This is a genomic window from Flavobacterium sp. TS_SC_5, assembly GCF_056156265.1.
In genome coordinates this window covers 2247961-2267777 of the sequence record NZ_CM149588.1, presented here as the reverse complement: position 1 = coordinate 2267777, position 19817 = coordinate 2247961, and the positions used below count along the sequence as shown (strand labels likewise).

The 19817-nt window shown below is 33.0% G+C and carries 13 protein-coding genes and 1 CRISPR repeat array; of the genes, 10 read left to right on the top strand and 3 right to left on the bottom strand.

The features are described 5' to 3' along the window. Nucleotide 1 precedes the first annotated feature (1 nt). Nucleotides 2-775 carry a superoxide dismutase gene (locus tag AC0J6S_RS10065; protein WP_474953685.1) on the top strand — a complete coding sequence of 258 codons (774 nt, stop codon included), beginning with the start codon at nucleotides 2-4 and terminating at the stop codon, nucleotides 773-775. 83 nt (nucleotides 776-858) lie between these two features. Here AC0J6S_RS10065 and AC0J6S_RS10060 read toward each other — a convergent pair whose 3' ends face one another. Then, nucleotides 859-2727, bottom strand: a complete 1869-nt coding sequence (locus AC0J6S_RS10060; RefSeq protein ID WP_474953684.1) for an alpha-amylase family protein — start codon at nucleotides 2725-2727, stop codon at nucleotides 859-861. A gap of 274 nt (nucleotides 2728-3001) precedes the next feature. Between AC0J6S_RS10060 and AC0J6S_RS10055 the strand changes: the two genes are divergently transcribed. The 6 genes from AC0J6S_RS10055 to cas2 all read left to right on the top strand — a co-directional run bounded on the left by AC0J6S_RS10055 (nucleotide 3002) and on the right by cas2 (nucleotide 9818). Then, nucleotides 3002-4633: an OstA-like protein gene (locus AC0J6S_RS10055; protein ID WP_474953683.1), complete on the top strand. Its 1632-nt coding sequence runs from the start codon at nucleotides 3002-3004 to the stop codon at nucleotides 4631-4633. 152 nt (nucleotides 4634-4785) lie between these two features. After that, complete coding sequence (locus AC0J6S_RS10050; protein WP_474953682.1) at nucleotides 4786-5973, top strand: aspartate aminotransferase family protein; 1188 nt, start codon at nucleotides 4786-4788, stop codon at nucleotides 5971-5973. Between the two features lie 279 nt (nucleotides 5974-6252). Next, a complete protein-coding gene (locus AC0J6S_RS10045; RefSeq protein WP_474953681.1) occupies nucleotides 6253-7650 on the top strand; it encodes a tetratricopeptide repeat protein in 1398 nt (465 codons plus the stop codon). Further along, nucleotides 7650-8399, top strand: coding sequence for a shikimate dehydrogenase family protein (locus AC0J6S_RS10040; RefSeq protein WP_474953680.1), 750 nt, complete (start codon nucleotides 7650-7652; stop codon nucleotides 8397-8399). The genes AC0J6S_RS10045 and AC0J6S_RS10040 overlap by 1 nt, the downstream gene beginning before the upstream one ends. A 199-nt stretch (nucleotides 8400-8598) precedes the next feature. Then, the gene (gene cas1 / locus AC0J6S_RS10035) at nucleotides 8599-9513 is read left to right on the top strand and encodes a type II CRISPR-associated endonuclease Cas1 (RefSeq protein ID WP_474953679.1); all 915 of its coding nucleotides are present in this window, start codon (nucleotides 8599-8601) and stop codon (nucleotides 9511-9513) included. After that, nucleotides 9489-9818, top strand: a complete 330-nt coding sequence (cas2, locus tag AC0J6S_RS10030) for a CRISPR-associated endonuclease Cas2 (protein WP_417990995.1) — start codon at nucleotides 9489-9491, stop codon at nucleotides 9816-9818. Before cas1 ends, cas2 begins: the two co-directional genes overlap by 25 nt. 2 nt (nucleotides 9819-9820) lie before the next feature. Here the strand turns inward: cas2 and AC0J6S_RS10025 are convergent, their stop codons facing one another. Together AC0J6S_RS10025 and cas9 are read right to left on the bottom strand one after the other, a co-directional pair. Continuing rightward, a complete protein-coding gene (locus AC0J6S_RS10025) occupies nucleotides 9821-10447 on the bottom strand; it encodes a transposase (RefSeq protein WP_474953678.1) in 627 nt (208 codons plus the stop codon). A 176-nt stretch (nucleotides 10448-10623) separates the two neighbouring features. Continuing rightward, a CRISPR array of direct repeats spans nucleotides 10624-12764; the repeat unit is 36 nt; unit sequence AATATCGTGTTTTCTAATCTTTAATCAAACCACAAC. A gap of 96 nt (nucleotides 12765-12860) precedes the next feature. Further along, complete coding sequence (cas9, locus tag AC0J6S_RS10020; protein ID WP_474953677.1) at nucleotides 12861-16241, bottom strand: type II CRISPR RNA-guided endonuclease Cas9; 3381 nt, start codon at nucleotides 16239-16241, stop codon at nucleotides 12861-12863. A gap of 445 nt (nucleotides 16242-16686) precedes the next feature. Here cas9 and AC0J6S_RS10015 point away from each other — a divergent pair, with 445 nt between their 5' ends. The 3 genes from AC0J6S_RS10015 to AC0J6S_RS10005 all read left to right on the top strand — a co-directional run bounded on the left by AC0J6S_RS10015 (nucleotide 16687) and on the right by AC0J6S_RS10005 (nucleotide 19812). After that, nucleotides 16687-18699, top strand: a complete 2013-nt coding sequence (locus tag AC0J6S_RS10015; protein WP_474953676.1) for a DUF349 domain-containing protein — start codon at nucleotides 16687-16689, stop codon at nucleotides 18697-18699. A gap of 144 nt (nucleotides 18700-18843) precedes the next feature. Next, nucleotides 18844-19191, top strand: a complete 348-nt coding sequence (locus AC0J6S_RS10010; protein WP_474953675.1) for a hypothetical protein — start codon at nucleotides 18844-18846, stop codon at nucleotides 19189-19191. A gap of 111 nt (nucleotides 19192-19302) precedes the next feature. After that, a complete protein-coding gene (locus AC0J6S_RS10005) occupies nucleotides 19303-19812 on the top strand; it encodes a hypothetical protein (RefSeq protein ID WP_474953674.1) in 510 nt (169 codons plus the stop codon). The last annotated feature ends 5 nt before the right edge of the window (nucleotides 19813-19817 follow it).

Here is a 19817-nt window from a genome sequence, read left to right as displayed (position 1 = left end):
CATGAAAAATTTATTTTTTTTAGGTCCTATTGTAATTCTCTTAATTACATTACAATCCTGCAATGACAAAAAATTAATTGAAGTAGTTGAAGTCCCTTTACCAACTGATATTCAAGAAAAAATAGCCATTGGCTCTCCTGATGACGTAAAAGCTGATGAAGGGTCATTTCAAATGGACAAGTTGCCTTATGCTTACGATGCATTATCTCCTAGCATATCAGCCACAACTTTAGAAATGCATTATTCAAAGCACTATCTAACGTATACAAATAATTTGAATAGAGCCATAGTAGGAACTCCTTTAGAGAATTTGACAATAGAAGAAGTTTTAGCCAAATTAGATCCTAACGATGCTGTACTTCGTAATAATGCCGGTGGATTTTACAATCATTCCTTATACTGGAAATGCATGGCACCAAAATCTGGTGGTGAACCAAGTAATGCATTAGCCGAAGCTATTACAAGAGATTTTGGATCTTTCGATAACTTTACGTCACTATTTAAAGATGAAGCAACAAAACAATTTGGTTCCGGTTGGGCTTGGCTTATAGTTGATAGAACTGGAAAACTTCAAATAACAAGTACCGCAAATCAAGACAATCCTTTGATGCGTAATACACTTATTCCCGGAACACCAGTATTAGCATTAGATGTTTGGGAACATGCTTATTATCTAGATTACCAATACCGAAGAAAAAATTATATTGATGCATTTTTCAATGTAATTAATTGGAGAAAAGTGGAAGAAAATTACGATGCTGCTGCAAAAAAATAGCGTTCGTTTCTAATCATAAAAAATGCTGATATAAATTTATATCAGCATTTTTTTTGTCTTTTTGTTAGTATAAAAAACTCTTTTTACAATTGATAAATGAATGATTCTGAAGGTGCGATTGTAATTTGAGCTTTGCCTTCACCATTCAAAACCTGAAGCTGAACAGCACTTTTATTATACAACTGATCCATTACAATATAATTTCCATCTTCCAAATTCCATTTTTGAATGATATCTGAAGGGATTTTTAATTCGAAATTGCTGGTGGTAATCCAAGAAAAATTAGTGACAACTATTAGTTTTTGAGTATCAGACCAGCGTGTGAAAGCGTAAATTCCCGGATCGTAACCTTGAGTTGATTGGCGATTCACCGTCTGAATTTCTTGGTATTTCCCCATTAAAGCCGAACTATTTAAAGAGAAATTCAATATTTTTTTATAAAAATCACGCAACTCGTTTTCATCCTTTGTCAACTGACCTCCATCAAATTTACCGCCGTTCATCCAGCGTTGGTGATTCGGAACTCCTATATAATCAAAAATTGACGTTCTAGAATGAGTTCCAAATCCTGCATTTTCATTTCCTGCCTCACCAACTTCCTGTCCAAAATAAACCATTGTAGGCGAAGTGCTGATGGTTGTAGAAAACACCATCAAAGGTTTTCCTTTTTGTGGCGTTCCCGCAAATTCAGGGCTAGCCAACCGCTGTTCATCATGATTGTCCAGAAAATGTAACATGTGATGTTCAATATCCGCCATTCCGTTTTGTATGTCTGATAAGCCATCAGGTAATGATTTACCTTGAATGATATCTTTCAATTTATCATAGGTTTCTACTTTGTCATACAAATAATCCATTTTACCCAAATGAATATAATTTCGATATTCTTTAGGATTATAGACCTCTGCTAATAAAAAAGCATCAGGATTATTTACTTTAATGGCTGAATTCATATAGCTCCAAAATTCATAAGGCACCATTTCGGCCATATCAAATCGAAAACCATCCACCCCTTTGGCAGTCCAATACAATGCTATGTCTTTGAATTTATCCCAAGAATCCGGAACGTCTTTTCCTTTCCAAAAATCGAAATGATCCTGATACGATTTGGTTTCAAAACCAGCTGGAAGTTCCGGAAAATCTTTGGAACCATCCGGACGAATGCCATAATTCACTTTAACGGTTTCATACCAATCATTGCGGTCGGGTTTTGCCATACGGGAACCATTACCAGTCCATTTTGCAGGGCTTTCTTCAAATTTCCCATCAATATATGGATTCTTTTCTCCATTTAACGGCTTGTCAGTATCGGGAATTTCAAAACGTGTATTAGGAATATAGTAGAAGTTATTGTCTCTTTTGTATTCAACCGTTGTATCATCATCCGCACCAAAATCTCTAACACCTACCGGATTGCTCTTTCCTTCATATTTGCGAGCAATATGATTGGGAACAATATCGATAATCACTTTCAAACCCGCTTTGTGTGTTCGGTCAATTAAAGCTTCAAATTCCTTCAATCTATTTGCTGGATTTACGGCCAAATCTGGATTTACATTGTAATAATCTTTTACGGCGTAAGGGGAACCAGCCCGACCTTTTACCACTTCGGGATCATCATTGGAAATCCCAATATTGGAATAATCACGTATCAAAGCATGATGCGGAACTCCAGTGTACCAAACATAGGTAACTCCCAAATCCTTGATTTCCTGCAAAGCTGTTTCCGTAAAATCATTGAATTTACCTACTCCATTTTCTTCAATGGTTCCCCAAGGTTTATTAGTAGAATTTTGATTTCCAAATAATCTAGTAAAAACCTGATACACTACTTCTTTTTTATTCTTGACTAACTGTTTCTGTTCTATGCTCATTTTTAAATCTTTCGTTTTACAAGCCGTTGCAAAAAGCACCACGCTTATCCCTGCAACAATAGTTATTTTTTTCTTCATATAAAATTATTTACACTGATTTCAATTCTTTTAATAACAAAATGAATATCAATTTTTAAATTTAATATTTTTTAAATATAAAGAAGTCTATATCGTTTTAAATTAAATAATTCCGTTTTAAAAAAAGAATACTACAACGAAGGAGTTACGGTATTTGTTGATAACTTAAAGGAGGAAAAGTCATAGCTTTGACTCCCATTGACTAATTATAAATAAATCCTAATATGGATTAGGATTGTTTCCTTTTTCATAAATTTGACAAAAATTAAATCCATTGAAAAAATCGTTGTTTTTCCTTTCTTACTGTTTGCTACTACTTTTTACTAATTTGGTTTTGGCGCAAGCCCCAAAAAAAATTATTGTAGAAAACTCTGATTTTGCCGATGTAAATCAAGTCGAAATTCCTGATGCATTATTACTTATCGGAAACGTACGTGTTAATCATGACGGTGTTGTAATGACCTGCAATAAAGCTTATTATTTCCAAAAAGAGAATTACATAAAGGCTTTTGGAAACGTTCAAATGGTTCAAGGTGATACTTTATTTTTGAACAGTAAATATGCAGAATACAATGGAAATGTAAAAAAAGCGTACGCTTCCGGAGATGCCGTAATGAGTTCCCCAGATGCAACTTTGACCACAGAAATAATTAATTTTGACCGAAATATTCAAGAAGTATTTTACGATACCCCAGGGACAATTACGAACAAAGACAATACGCTTAAAAGTAATTCAGGAAGATATTACGTGAAACAAAAAAAATTCCAATTCCTTACTGCAGTAACCATCACAAACCCAACGTATGTAATCAAATCAAATCACTTGGATTATTATAGTAATTCGGGACATTCCTATCTTTTTGGGCCTTCAACCATTACCAGCAAAACAAATTATATTTACACCGAAAAAGGATTTTATGATACCAAAAAAAATCTGGCGCATTTCCTGAACAAATCATACATCAGATATGATGATCGCGTTATTAAAGGCGACAGTTTGTATTATGATCGAAACCGCGAATTTGCATCGGCTACGCGAAATGTAAAAATAACGGATTCTATTAATCGCGGCATCGTAAAAGGACATTATGCTGAAGTGTATAAAAAACTGGATTCCATGTACGTTACTAAAAGAGCCGTTTCTGTGAATTTTGTCGAAAATGACTCGGTTTACATCCACGGAAAAAAATTAATGGTTACCGGAAAAGAAGGAAACCGAATTATCCGAGCGTTCAATAATGTTCGATTTTTCAAAACGGACATGAGCGGAAAATGTGATTCGATTCATTCTAGTTCTAAAACTGCCTTGACAAAAATGATTGGAAATCCGATACTTTGGAACGCAGAAAGCCAAATTACAGGCGATGTTATGCATCTTATAGGAAATAATACAACTAAAAAACTAGATTCACTCAAAGTGCTCAATAATACATTCATCGTCTCCAAAGACACCATAGGAACTGGCTATAATCAAGTCAAGGGACAAGATCTCTATGGCAAGTTTGAGGAGGGAAAACTTCATGATGTTGATGTCGTAAAAAATGCCGAAGTAATTTATTACATGCGAAACGAAGCGCAAGAGCTCATAGGTATCAACAAAAACAAAAGCAGTAAAATCAACCTTATTATTGAAGATAATGAGGTCGAAACCATTACCTTTTTTCAACAAATAGATGGCGATATTTTTCCGGAAAAGGATTTACCAGAAAATGCCAGAAAACTGCGAGGACTAGTATGGCGTGGCGATGAACGAATAAAATCAAAAGACGATATTTTTCCTCCCGAAGAAAATGAAGATAATGACAAAATCGCCAAAGCAACTAAATTAGCTGAAGCCAAAGAGGATATTCCTATGAAAATCCGAAAAGAAACGCTGAATTACGATAAGAAGAAAGTGAAAAAATAGTATTAGTGTTCATCCCGAAGTTTCGGGAACAGTTTTCATTCTCAAGCTACAGACAACAGCTTTTAGGATATCCGATTAAAAAATACTTTTAAAAAACTTCGTGAACTTTACGAAAAAAACTTCGTGAACTTTGCGGTTAAATTTCTAAAAAATTGAATACCGATTTCTTAAAATACCAAGCGCAAACCTCACCATATCCATTAGGTATGGAAGTTTCACACGCTGTAGGTTCTTATATATACGATACTAATTCTAAAAAATACTTGGATTTTGTAGCTGGAGTTTCGGCTTGCACCTTAGGACATCAACACCCAAGAGTGAATAAAGCTATCAAAGATCAGCTGGACAAATACTCACACGTCATGGTGTATGGCGAATATTCACAAAGTCCTGCAGTTCAATATTGCAAATTGTTAGCGTCACACCTGCCCGCTCCTTTAGACAAAACCTACTTGGTCAATTCAGGAACAGAAGCTATTGAGGGTGCCTTAAAACTCGCAAGAAGAACAACCGGAAGAAGTCAGTTGATTTCGTGTCATAATGCGTATCATGGCAATACTATGGGCTCTATGAGCGTTATGGGATTTGAAGAACGCAAACAAGTCTTCCGACCGTTGATTCCTGATGTTGATTTTATTACGTTCAACAACGAAGAAGATTTACAAAAAATAACCACCAAAACGGCTGGAATTATTCTGGAAACCATTCAAGGTGGCGCCGGATTTATTCAGCCTCACAATGATTTCCTTAAAAAAGTACGTCAACGTTGTACTGCAGTTGGCGCAATGATGATTCTCGACGAAATCCAACCGGGTTTTGGGAGAACAGGAAAACTTTTCGGATTCCAAAATTATGATGTTGTTCCTGATATTGTAGTCATGGGAAAAGGAATGGGCGGCGGCATGCCAGTAGGCGCTTTTACGGCTTCCTCTACTATGATGGAACTGTTGAGTCATAATCCAAAACTGGGGCACATCACCACTTTTGGAGGTCACCCTGTCATTGCGTCAGCCTGTTTGGCGACTTTGCAGGAAATTACCGAAACCAATTTGATGGCCGATGCCATGGAGAAAGAAAAGCTATTCCGTTCACTTTTGGTACATCCTTTGATAGAGGAAGTTAGAGGAAAAGGATTAATGCTTGCCGCAATGACAAAAACTGCCGACATAACAAACGAAGTGATTCTCAAATGTCAAGACAGAGGACTCATTTTATTCTGGTTACTGTTTGAAGGTTGCGCCATTAGAATAACACCTCCTCTAACCATTTCTGAAGAAGAAATACGAGAAGGTTGTAGTATCATACTTGAAGTAATGGATGAAATGATGAGTGAAGAATGATGATTAACGATTTTTGATTGCAGAAGTTGAACGATTGAATATATATTGAAATACCTATTCAAAACAATTAAAAAAATTGGGAGCTGTTTCTGCTATCCGTTATAATCTTTTACTTTTTAAAGAAAAAAGTAAAAGGATTTCCACTCTTATCAGGGCTATGGCATCCGTTTTATCTAAAGCTTTTTTTGTTAATTAAATTGTTCACAACAATTCTAACTTTACCTCACAGTACAAGCACGATTCCCTAAATTTATTTAGGCTAAATTAAAAACAAACAGTATGCAATTAAGCAACGAAGAAGAAGACTATAACTTATCCCTGTCTAAATTTGAGTCCATGTTGAAAACCAACAAAGTACTCTTTTTTGACTCTGAAGAATTTGAAGAAATTATTCTTCATTATCTCGATATGGGTAAGGCCGCTTTGGCAAAAAAAGCACTAAAACTAGCATTGGAACAACATCCAAAATCTACCGGACTAAAACTAGTTCAAGTAGAAATGTTAGTATATGATGATAAACTTGAATTAGCCGAAAAGCTATTGAATGAGTTATACGCCATTGAACCAACAAATGAAGAAATTTACATTCAAAAAGCCAATATTTGCTCCAAAAGAGACCAACACGAAAAGGCAGTTGAATTACTAAAAATAGCGTTAAAATACACTGATGATTATGCTGATGTCTATAATTTAATAGGCATGGAATATCTTTTTATGGACAATCTTGAAATGGCGAAAGAAAGCTTTATCAAGTGTTTAGAAGAAGATCTGGAAGACCAATCCGCATTGTATAACGTAGTGTATTGTTTTGAATTTTTAGATCAAAACCAAGATGCGATTAGCTATTTACAAAAATACATTGACAAAAATCCTTATAGCGAAATTGCCTGGCATCAACTGGGACGTTTGCATTACGGTGTGAAAGAATATGAAAATGCTATTCGTGCCTTTGATTATGCTACTTTAATCGATGATGAATTCCTTGGCGCTTTCATGGAAAAAGCAAAAGCGTACGAGCGATTAAAAAAATACGATGAAGCCATTGAAAGCTATAGCAGAACCATCGAATTAGATGATGCAACTTCCTATGCGCTACTTCGAATGGGAAAATGTTATGAAAGACTAGGTAACAAAGCGCTGGCATTAAAATATTTCAATCAAACTGTTCATGAAGATCCGCTTTTAGATAAAGGTTGGATTGCCATCACTGACTTTTACGTCCGTCAGAAAAATTACCAAAAAGCGCTATTTTTTGTCAATAAAGCATTAGCCATTGACAACCAAAATCGTTTGTACTGGAAACGTTTTGCTACTATCAACAAGCAAATGAATTTCTTTGAAGAAGCTGAATTTGGATATAGAAAAGCAGTCGAATTTGGTGATTACAGTTTAGACACTTGGTTATTTTGGGTAGATATTTTGCAATTTTTAGGCGAATTCGAAAGTGCTATTCAAACCTTATTACAAGCCTCAGAATATTTCCCGGAAGAGAACGAAGTGGAATACCGTTTGGCAGGACTTTATTTTATGTTAACTGATAATACTAAAGCAAAATTCCATTTAAGCAATGCTTTGCGATTAAATTTTGACAATTATATCCTTTTAGAAGATTTATTCCCTGTGGTTTGGACAAAAAAAATGGTGCAAAATTATATTGCAAAACATAAAAAACAATAATGACTGGCACTGTTAAGAAACGCTTTGGATTATTAGGACGTAATATTAGTTATTCTTTTTCGAAAGGATATTTCACTGACAAATTTAGTAACGAAAACTTTGCAGGTTGCAGCTATGAAAATTTTGATATTCCAGAAATATCAGGCTTTCTAGAGGTAATTAAAAACACTTCGGATTTAAAAGGATTGAATGTTACTATTCCGTACAAGGAGACGGTTATTCCATTTTTGGATAAATTGTCTAAAAAAGCGGAATTAATTGGCGCTGTAAACACCATTAAAATTACTAAAAAAGGAAAGTTCAAAGGCTACAATACGGATTATTATGGTTTCAAAAAATCATTAGAACCGTTACTGCAACCGCACCACAAAAAAGCATTGATTTTAGGAACTGGAGGCGCTTCAAAAGGAGTCGCTTTTGCTCTGGACGAACTTAATATCCCCTATACTTTTGTTTCGAGAGAAGCCAAAGAAAATGGAATTGATTACGACCGAATCAATGCAACCACATTTGACAATTACCAAATCATTATTAATGCTACTCCGGTAGGAACAAGTCCTAATGTCGATGCGTTTCCATTAATTCCATACGAATTTTTCACGGACAAGCATATTGCGTATGATTTGATTTACAATCCTGCTGAGACGCAGTTCCTCAAAAAAGCCAAACAACAAGGCGCACAAATCAAAAATGGTCTGGATATGCTTATTTTTCAGGCAGAGAAAGCCTGGAAGATTTGGAATAAATAAAAAAAGTCAAAGTACCATATCCTTTAAATGTCTTGTTTTAAAATTGACTTTACCTCTTATGTAAAGTAGTTTAAAACAAGACATTTTTTTTTATCATTAATTTAAAATACTATTGAGGTTTCCCGTATTGTAATTAATTAGTTAATGTGTTAATTTGACTGACAATCAAATTCTTGAGTTTAATTTAACACTTTAAATTATGATTAAAAGAACAATTCTCGTCGAAAACAAATCCTCAATCACGACAAAAAATCAGCAGTTAGTACTCAAATCAGACGTAAGGGAAAGTGCTATTCCAATAGAAGACATTGGTTTTCTAGTTCTCGATCATGCTGAAATTTACCTGAGTATTCCTGCCATGAACTTAATCGTAGAAAATAATACTGCAATTATTATTTGCAGCAGCAACCATCTGCCAAACGGAATGTTTCTTAATCTCAACAGTCATCATATCCAGCAAGAAATTTTCAAAAATCAAATCGAAGCCTCTATGCCGCTAAAAAAACAATTATGGCAACAAACCATTATTGAAAAAATTAAAAATCAAGGAGAATTATTAGAAAAAATAACTAAAAATAAAAATACATTTGAATTTCTGGCCAGTAAAGTATTAAGTGGCGACACATCAAATATGGAAGGAGTTGCGGCACAACAATATTGGAAAAATTTCCCGTTACCCAATCATGAAAAAGATGGTATAAAAAGAGAACGTTTTGGCGATTACCCCAACAATTTTTTAAACTACGGGTATGCAATTTTAAGAGCTGCCACTGCACGTGCTCTTTCTGGAAGCGGATTATTAAATACTTTAGGAATTCATCACAAAAGTAAATACAATGCTTTTGCACTTGCAGACGATATCATGGAACCTTTTCGTCCCATTGTTGACGAAAAAGTTTTTGAGATCATGAAACGGTATCAAGAACAAGAACTAAACACCGCTATTAAAGCGGAACTATTGCAAATGCTGACACAAACAGTTTATTTCAAGGAAGAGAAAAGTCCGTTAATGGTAGGATTGCAAAAAACAGCCAGTTCGCTACAGCAATGTTTTACAGGAGACCGTAAAAAAATTAAATATCCTAAATTATGGAACTTAACGGATATCGAATAATGTGGCTGTTCGTTTTTTTCGATTTACCAACAGAAACCAAAAAAGACAGAAGAAATGCCTCTCAGTTTCGAGGAAATTTACTGAAAGATGGTTTCAGTATGATGCAATATTCCGTTTATATTAGGCATTGTGCGAGTGGCGAAAGTGCTGACGTTCATGAAAAACGCATTAACAGACTTGTTCCTGCGTTAGGAAAAGTAAGTGTTTTAAGGATTACCGATAAACAATTTGGCATGATTATCAATTATTTAGGCAAGGCAAAACAAGATGCTGTTGCTGCGCCAACGCAGTTGGAGTTGTTTTAATTCTAACTAGTGTGAAATTTATCTTTATGCCAAGTATTGGGATTTTTTTCTATATAGCTTACAATGTTAAAATACGATTTTTCATCTCTAATAATATGGTCGTAAAAAGAACGATGCCATGCAAACTCATCATTACCAGCTTCATGAATTAATTTAGAACTAGTCGTTTTATATGCTCCCATAATTTGAGAAAGCGATTTTATTTTAACAATCTCTGTTGGCAAACATTGATTAGTAGCTGCCTTTATTAAATTAGAATCAATTTCAATCACTGCATGAATATGATTTGGCATTACAATATAAGAATGAAGACTAATGTAAGGATATTGTTTTTCTAACCATTCCAATTGATTATTCGCTATAATCCCATATTCATTTAAAATCATTTCTGCTTCAATTTCATCGAGATCATTTTTATCGGGAATATTTTTATCAAGATTATTTTTATCTGGATTGTTTTTATCAGAAATATTTTTATCGGGAATACGTACGGACAGGTCGCGACCTGTCCCTACCGAAACCACATCACCAAAACAACATTCCATATTTTTCACGCATGATGTTACAAAATATAAATTATTTTTCGAATAATCATATCCTTTCAATCTATTTGCTTTTCTATTTTTCATATTGATTTGCTATTTTCAGCCATTACGCCTTGACACACGGTAGTACGGACAGGTCGCGACCTGTACCTACAAATAAAAAAATGCCTCAATGTTGGGTTATCAATCCAAAAAAGAGGCATTTTTTTATACGACATTTACTCTTAATCAGTTGAAAATTAGAAGGTAACAAGCCAACTAATATCGTGTTTTCTAATCTTTAATCAAACCACAACTAGTTTGACACTCGAGAACAATTCCCGCATAATATCGTGTTTTCTAATCTTTAATCAAACCACAACGAACCAGGAGCGAGAAATGAAGATTTTCAAAATATCGTGTTTTCTAATCTTTAATCAAACCACAACAATTACGGTGAACTTGACTATTTTTAATTTAATATCGTGTTTTCTAATCTTTAATCAAACCACAACTAATCACTCGCGATAATATTAGTACGGCGTAATATCGTGTTTTCTAATCTTTAATCAAACCACAACTACATAAATCTATGGATATAAGCGTTTTAAAATATCGTGTTTTCTAATCTTTAATCAAACCACAACAATAATTAAATTATAGTCTCTGGACAATGGAATATCGTGTTTTCTAATCTTTAATCAAACCACAACTGGGGGGTGTTACTGTAGTTTTTGTTCTTAATATCGTGTTTTCTAATCTTTAATCAAACCACAACTTAACTGACCCGTATTGATAATCATTGTTTAATATCGTGTTTTCTAATCTTTAATCAAACCACAACGTGTAATTTCAACGCTTCAACAAACCAGTAAATATCGTGTTTTCTAATCTTTAATCAAACCACAACATAGTTTATGTCCCAAACTTTTTTCAAGCTAATATCGTGTTTTCTAATCTTTAATCAAACCACAACACGGCTTAATAAATTATCGAGTTCAGAATCAATATCGTGTTTTCTAATCTTTAATCAAACCACAACTGCCTAGTAATGCTATTGTTCATAAAAAATAATATCGTGTTTTCTAATCTTTAATCAAACCACAACGTGCAATTTCAACGCTTCAACAAACCAATAAATATCGTGTTTTCTAATCTTTAATCAAACCACAACGTTTGGACCTAAATCAACAAAGTTTTTGAAAATATCGTGTTTTCTAATCTTTAATCAAACCACAACTTCTACTAATTGTGGTAATTTTTCGGCAACAATATCGTGTTTTCTAATCTTTAATCAAACCACAACAGTCATTTCAATTGTATTTAAATTAATATTAATATCGTGTTTTCTAATCTTTAATCAAACCACAACTATCGCTCTGAATTTCGCACGTTCCGCACAATATCGTGTTTTCTAATCTTTAATCAAACCACAACTGAGCACACATCTTCTCAAGCATTAGCTAAATATCGTGTTTTCTAATCTTTAATCAAACCACAACTATATAAATAGATATGGCTAAAAAAACATTAATATCGTGTTTTCTAATCTTTAATCAAACCACAACTATTTGGATTAAACCACCCAACTGAAAAGTAATATCGTGTTTTCTAATCTTTAATCAAACCACAACACTGGTGTTTTTGGTAAATCATACGAATCAAATATCGTGTTTTCTAATCTTTAATCAAACCACAACACGGCTTAATAAATTATCGAGTTCAGAATAATATCGTGTTTTCTAATCTTTAATCAAACCACAACTAATCAAACGTAATGGATAAAAAGTATAAAAATATCGTGTTTTCTAATCTTTAATCAAACCACAACTACATCGTAAATTGATGTGAATGTAATAAAATATCGTGTTTTCTAATCTTTAATCAAACCACAACTGAGCGCTTACTTTATTATAAAAACCATAGAATATCGTGTTTTCTAATCTTTAATCAAACCACAACTACCATTATGTGCGCCTTCGGTTATATTCGAATATCGTGTTTTCTAATCTTTAATCAAACCACAACGTTTCATCGCACAGCGTGTAATTATAATTAATATCGTGTTTTCTAATCTTTAATCAAACCACAACTGTCTGGCATAATATGCTATTATTTTTACAAATATCGTGTTTTCTAATCTTTAATCAAACCACAACAAACAACCGCTTTACACGTTTAAGACTTTAAATATCGTGTTTTCTAATCTTTAATCAAACCACAACGAGCTGGTAAAACGTATGTTGAAACTGGTTAATATCGTGTTTTCTAATCTTTAATCAAACCACAACAACCTTTAGTTCATACTTAATAAGGCTGTTAATATCGTGTTTTCTAATCTTTAATCAAACCACAACATCGATAATATTTCTAATTACTTTTTTTGAATATCGTGTTTTCTAATCTTTAATCAAACCACAACTGAAAGCTACTGCATCCCTACTGGGCGGATGCTATACCTTTCAGTTGTGGTTTGGCTGTTTAAGATGTCGAACGAAATGTCAAAGAACATTCAAATTTACAATTTTTCAATTTTTCCTGAAACTGAAATTTTTACTTTTATTGGATTATGTGTAGACCATCCATTTTTCCCTAATCCAAAACTATTTATTTGTTGTTTTTCATCAGCATTATTTATTGATGAAGTTTTATTGATTCTAAAATAATAATCTCCTGAGGTAAATTTTTGTACCCTATATAAATGCTCTTTCAAAATCTCATAATCTGGATTCTCCCAATTAATTTCTTCATCTTCCAACCCCAATAAAAACATATCGTTTATTTGCAAAGTGTCAACAATTGAAGTTCCATCGGCTGGCAATTGAAAGACTCCTTGCTTTTGTCGTTTGCGTTCTACCACAGTCCAAAAAGTCACAACATCTTCTTTTAGATTCCCTTTTTCGTCTTTATAAATTAATACGTGATGGTTATTTCTTGGATTTACATATTGATTAATATCTTCTTTTAATCGTTCTGCCCTACCTATACTTTCTTTCATTCTAATTTTCTTAACAGGAACTGGAGCACCGTTTTTATTAGGCAAGAAAATTTGCGGTTGGTTTATACCATTTTCATCAACTACAAAAAAAGTATTAGCAGGAACTTTATCTTTTACAAACCCTCCTAATTCTTGAATTCTTTTTAATATCAACATTCGAGTAGACTCATCAACTACTTTTTCGATTTGTTTTTCAGTTGATAAACTTTCTATAGGTTTACGAACGTGAAAAGCTTCTTCTCCATTAAAATTTCGCTTTCCAAAAACAGTTTCCTTGTGCAATTGCCCTCTTGCGGCTACGCCAACATTTCTATAAACCTGTCCGTTTTTCTCTGTTTTATGAGTTCTAACGGTTATAATATTGTTTAGTTTTTTATGCGACACCAAAATTTTATCAACAGCTATTTCAGCATCTTTCACAAAACCAGTCCAAGGTAGAGGGAAATTTTTGTTTTCGGGTTTTCTGTCGTACCTATTCCATTCGGATAATTTCTGTAAATGTTTAACCGTTCCACAAGCCATAACCAAAGCATCAATAGCGTGATGGCGATGATCTTCTCTGGTTTTGGTTTTATCTTCGGGATTGAGTACAGCATTCAGACCCCATTTTTGACGTAAATTAGCTGTCATTTGACCTGGAGAAACAGCTACTTTATCACAAATTTTAGACATATAATTTTTAGCTTCCTTGCTTATATATCTCGTATCATTTAAATTTTTACTTGCAAAATCATCATCGAATTTTTGTTGTACAAAACGTTTGAACTTTTGATAACTATTTGGATATTGAGCAGTGTCCGAAAACAGCTTCAATGCTCTTTCCTTTACTTCGTGCCATTTGTTTTCTCCTTGCAAACTATAAAATTCAAAAGGAGTTTTGTCACCTTTAGCTCTATTTTCATCAGCAAAACAAAGTGTTTTGTTCATAAAACTATCGTTCAAGGATTTACTCCACGGATGAATATGTTCAATTTGAACTTCGCCACTAAACAATTGAGTTACACTTACACTTCTTCCTGTATATGGACAAGTCCGCTTGCATTCTTCCCAAAGTTTATAAAGCAAAAGATTGTCGTGAGAAATATGTTTACCCAAATTATTGAGTTCAACTTTTACTCTGTCATTTTCCCTTTCTAATTTCTGCTGTCTCTTCCTTTCTTCATTTCTACCTGATTTTGAAGCTTTTAAATTCCGTGCCAATTCTACTTTTATTTCATCTGGTTTTCCGTATTCATCGACAATTTCGTTTACTAATTTTCTAATTTCGAATAATGCAGTTATCACAACAGGATTTCTAATTGCTTGGATTTCTTTGTCAGCATTAGCATTTACTGGAAGTTTTTCGAGCAAAACAGTTTCGTCAATATTAGCTGAATGATGATACAATTTAGTCAATTGTTTATCTGTAAAGTACAAATCTACTTTAAGAAAATGTTTCAATGGCTCTATAAATCCTCCTTTTAAGTTAGAGCGAACAATTTCATAAATATTATCCAAAATTAAACCTTTGTCACTACTGTTTAAAGTTTTCCAATTTTGACCATAAGCATTTTTTATTCCGCCAAGAACTACGGCAATATCATATTGAAATCCCATTCCTAAAAACGGCAAAATATTGTTAATCGCTTTTCGACTTAAACTGGCATATTTGTCTTTTAAATTAAATTTAGAAATAGCCTCTGCTTGTGTTTCATCAAAACCCCAATTTTTAATGGCATATTCTTTTACCTTGTCTTTGCTGTCAAAGAAATATAAAACGTGCCAAATATCTTCTTGTTCCTTTTCTGTGAAATCAAACCATTTTTTTCCAAAGAACTTCTTGTTACATAGATTTGAAATCGTATGTGTTCCCACAACTTTATCTTCATCTTTGTAATTGAATTTATAAATGACGTCGAGCTTGTTGATAGCTTTGCGAATGTCTTTGAAACTTGGTTTCTCTTTTTCAATTAGAAAATTAAAAACTAACTTTCTTTCATCGGCGTGTAACTTATGACCATTATATTCAACCGTATTAATCCATTGGTGCAATCTATATAGTTCAAAAGGAATTGCACTTAATTGACATTTTGTTTTATTGGGTTCAAATGTACAATTACCAACTAAATGTTTTTGAGAACGCAAAGGGCGTTGATGAAATAAAATACCGTCTTCTTTGAAACCTTCATCATTCTTTCTCCCTCCAATTTTTTCTTTTATTTTGTGAGTTAAATTAGAATGATATTTTTTTTGATGTTCCCAAATTTCTTCAAATTCATCAACATACATTTGGCGAGTAGTATATCTATTTCTAATGCGCTCCAAACCATCTACGAAAGGTTGATTTTCTTTGGGTGAAATTTCATAAAAATAAGAGCCTAATGTTTTATTCTCAATTTGTTCTCTAGTTTCATCAATTCCTATTTTACCTTCTTTGGCATTGCCTTTAAAAATAGCACCATCATCTTTTCCTGCGCTTCGGCTATTGCTTAAAAATCCTCTCCGTTGAATTAAATGATAAAAAATACGCCCAATTTCTTCAAAATTTAACTTTTCATTCAATGCTCTATTTCTTAATTCATAAGGATTAAGTGCAAACCAAGAAGCTAATTCTTGAGACGGAAACTTTTTAGTAGTTTTCCAATCATCAAAACTTTGATTTGTTAATGGACACATATTTAAAGAAGCTAATTCTTTAAGTAAAACTTTCTTTCGTAACTTTTTTCTAAAAAACTGTCTTCTACTTCCTCTTGCACCAGTTCTACTGGCATTTTTTGAAAGCTCTCCTTCTCCATCTCCTAAATTATCAACTCCAACAGGAAATATTCTACTTCCCATTCCTATAATTTTATTCAATTTATCATCAATCAAAGCCCACCCAATCGAGTTTGTCCCTAAATCTAATCCTAATATTTTTGCCATATCACTGTCTATTTTGTAAGAATTTTTAAAGCTACAAAGAAAATAATTACCCATTTTACGGTTTTCCGCATTGCAACCTAACTATTTTTTGTTTAGGTTTGTAACTGATTAAAATTTCTAATCTTTAATCTTATCACAATAAGGCTATATGCCGTAGATGAAAATCTTTAGTCCTGCTTCGGTGGGACTTTTTTTTTAAACAACTCCTAATTTCATCCTAAAAACCCTAGCCCTGATGGTAGCGGCATCTCCCGATATAGAAAAACAAGGCTTTTTCAGCCGTCATTTTTTTTAATCGGGAATACAGCGAACAGCAGGATATTGCTCCAAAAAGAAATATTTTGCAACCTAAAATGACAATAAATAAGGGGTTTTATTTTGTACTCTCATACTGCTTTAGTATCTTTCGTGTTGAATCTAATTAGAAACCTTACACATTGAAAAAATGTTAGAAGAAAAGAATGATAACCTGCTTGATGCAGATGGAAATTTAGAGCACAAAGCTGTTGAATCTAATCAATTAGTACCTGAAAGTTTAGAAAGTGCGTCAATTGAAGAGCCTAGCGATTTTCCGGCAGAGGACAATGTTGTTATTCCAGCTGAAGATGAAGTTGCAAAAACAGAGCCAACTGCTGACACAGAAAATCAATCGGCCACCGATGCAATAGCAGAATCAAACGCGGAAGAAAGTGAAGATGAAACGCTGAAAGAGCGCCATGAGATCCCGATGCAGGATTACGATACTTTGTCACTTGAATCATTGGTTGACGAGCTTAAAAGTTTGGTTTCTAATGAAAAAGTAATGTCGTTTAAGGATCATATTGAAGAAATTAAAAAAGCATTCTTAGCCAAATACAACCATCTTGTTGAGGAGAAAAAAGAGGAATTCCTTGCAGAAAATCAAGATCCAAATGAAGATTTTCAATACTATTCTCCACTGAAGACTCAATTTGATAAATATTATTCTCAGTTTAGAGATACTAAAAACACCCATTTCAAGAGTTTACAAACGAATTTGAAAACAAATTTAGAAAACCGTTTGGCGATTGTTGAGGAATTGAAGGAGTTGATTAATCCGCAGGCAAACATTAAAGACACTTTAAAGCATTTTAATGATTTAAGAGAACGATGGAAAAATGCAGGACCAATTCCGAAGGATAAATACAATCACGTTTGGAACAACTTCCATTTTCATGTGGAAAATTTCTACGACTATTTACATTTGGACCGAGAAGCGAGAGACTTGGATTTCAAACATAACTTAGAGCAAAAGCAAAAAATTGTGGCGCGTGTTGAAGAATTGGTAAAAGAAGCCGATATCAATAAAGCGTTTAGAGAATTACAGGATTTACACCGAATCTGGAAAGAAGATATTGGTCCCGTTTCCAGAGAACACCGCGATGAAATTTGGAATAAATTTAGCGATTTGACCAAACAAATGCACGATAAACGTGAGGTTTTATTCGAAAATCAAAGAGGAACAGAACTTGAAAATTTAGAGAAGAAAAAAGAAATTATTGCTAAAATTGAAGTTTTGGCGACGGAGAAAGTCAATGCTCATGCACAATGGCTAGCTCAAATAGAAAAAGTTGAAGCCTTAAGAACAGCTTTTTTCTCTGCAGGTAAAGTACCGTCGGAGGTAAATGAGGAAACTTGGGCCAGTTTTAAAACTGCCGTGAGAAATTTTAATTCTTTTAAAAATTCTTTTTATAAAGATATTAAGAAAGATCAAAATGACAATTTAAATAAGAAAACAGCGCTTGTTGCCAAAGCTAGAGAATTACAAGAAAGCACTGATTTTGCAGTAACAACACCTATCATGAAACAAATTCAGGAGGAATGGAAACAGATAGGTCATGTACCAAGAAAATATTCCGATAAAATCTGGAAAGAGTTTAAAGATGCTTGTAATCATTATTTTGATAAGTTAAAAGAGCAAAAAAATGAGGAAAATAGTGAAGAGGTAGAAGCTTTTGATAATAAAAAAGCATACTTAGAAACGTTAAGAGAATTTCAGTTGACTGGAGACCATAAAACGGATTTAGACGCAATTAAGTTACACATCGAAACTTGGAAAAACTTTGGAAAAGTGCCTTTCCCAAGAAGACATATTGAAGGGAAATTCAATAAAATCCTGGATGCACTTTTTGAAAAATTGAGTTTGAGTAAAAAAGATACTGATATGATGCGTTTCGCTAATAGAATGGATCATTTATCAGAAAGTCATGATACTCGCAAACTTGATAATGAAAAGATTTTCATCATGCGTAAAATTGATGAAGTACAGAATGAAATTTTCCAACTGGAAAACAACATTCAGTTTTTTACCAACACCAGAAATGCAAAAAAAGAAAATTCAATCGTATTAGAAGTCCGCAAAAATATCGCTATACATAAAGAAAGTCTTGATGTTTGGAAAGAAAAACTAAAACAATTAAGGAATTTAAAAATAGAATAATTTTTAATATTATTTTATAACTATAAGCCTCGGACAATATTAGTTCGAGGCTTTTTTATAAAAACGATTTTCTGCATTCAAATTTTAACTTTCATTTATTAGAAATAAATATAGTAATCTAAAACGAAATTTTATTTTTACAAAATGAATTGGTTTCGAAAAACACTCGTTTTTATTGGACTTTTAATAGTTTTTTTATTTGCTTTTAGTGCAAGTGAAATTCCTGTTCAAACCATTAAAATAGAAAAGTCAAATTCTTCATTGTCTGCGAACAGCATTCATTCTTCAGTTTTTATACAACCTCAAGTAAGTAATACATTTACTTCCTATCATAAAACTCCTGATTATACGATTGCAAAATATCTAGAAAATTTTCTGAATGTAATTCCGGATTTTAAAAGTAGTATATTCTTTATTAGTTTTGCGAAACAAGACATCAATCGATGTGAGATGGTTTCGCTGTTACTCTTTCCTTTCCATTTTTTTTGGTGATTTGAAACACTGATTTCGTAAATTGAAGATATAGTATCTTCCCTTTTGAATTGATTCCCTTTGGATTTCAGTTCAACATATCACGTTTTACAAATAACTAAAAAATAAAAAATGGATACTTCCGTAACTATAATTGGACTAATATTAACTTTAATAATTGCCATTCCTCTATTCTATTCCATGAGGTCATCTTCAATTAACAAAGCAAAAATCAAAGCAATAAAAAATAAATTCAGTCAAAACAATCGCTTTACTTTTGAAATAACCGAAACACAAAACAAAAAAGTCTTGGCTTTAGACGAAAAAAACAAAGGGTTTCTTTTAATGGATTTTAATGCTGAGGAAGAAGTTGTTTCTTTTGTAGATTTAAATACAATTCAGTCCTGCAAACTGATTCCAACAACGGAGAATAACACTAATACGATTCTAAAAATTGAATTTGAATTTCAATACAAAGATGGCAAAGAAACAGAGTTTATACCGTTTTACAAAATTGAGAATGATCAAATTGGTCAAGTTTGTTTATATGAAGATCATCAACTAGCCAAAAAATGGACTAAAATGATTCAGGATTGCTTAGCGACACAAACAATTAATTTATTCTGTACAAGAGGCTTTTAAAGCCT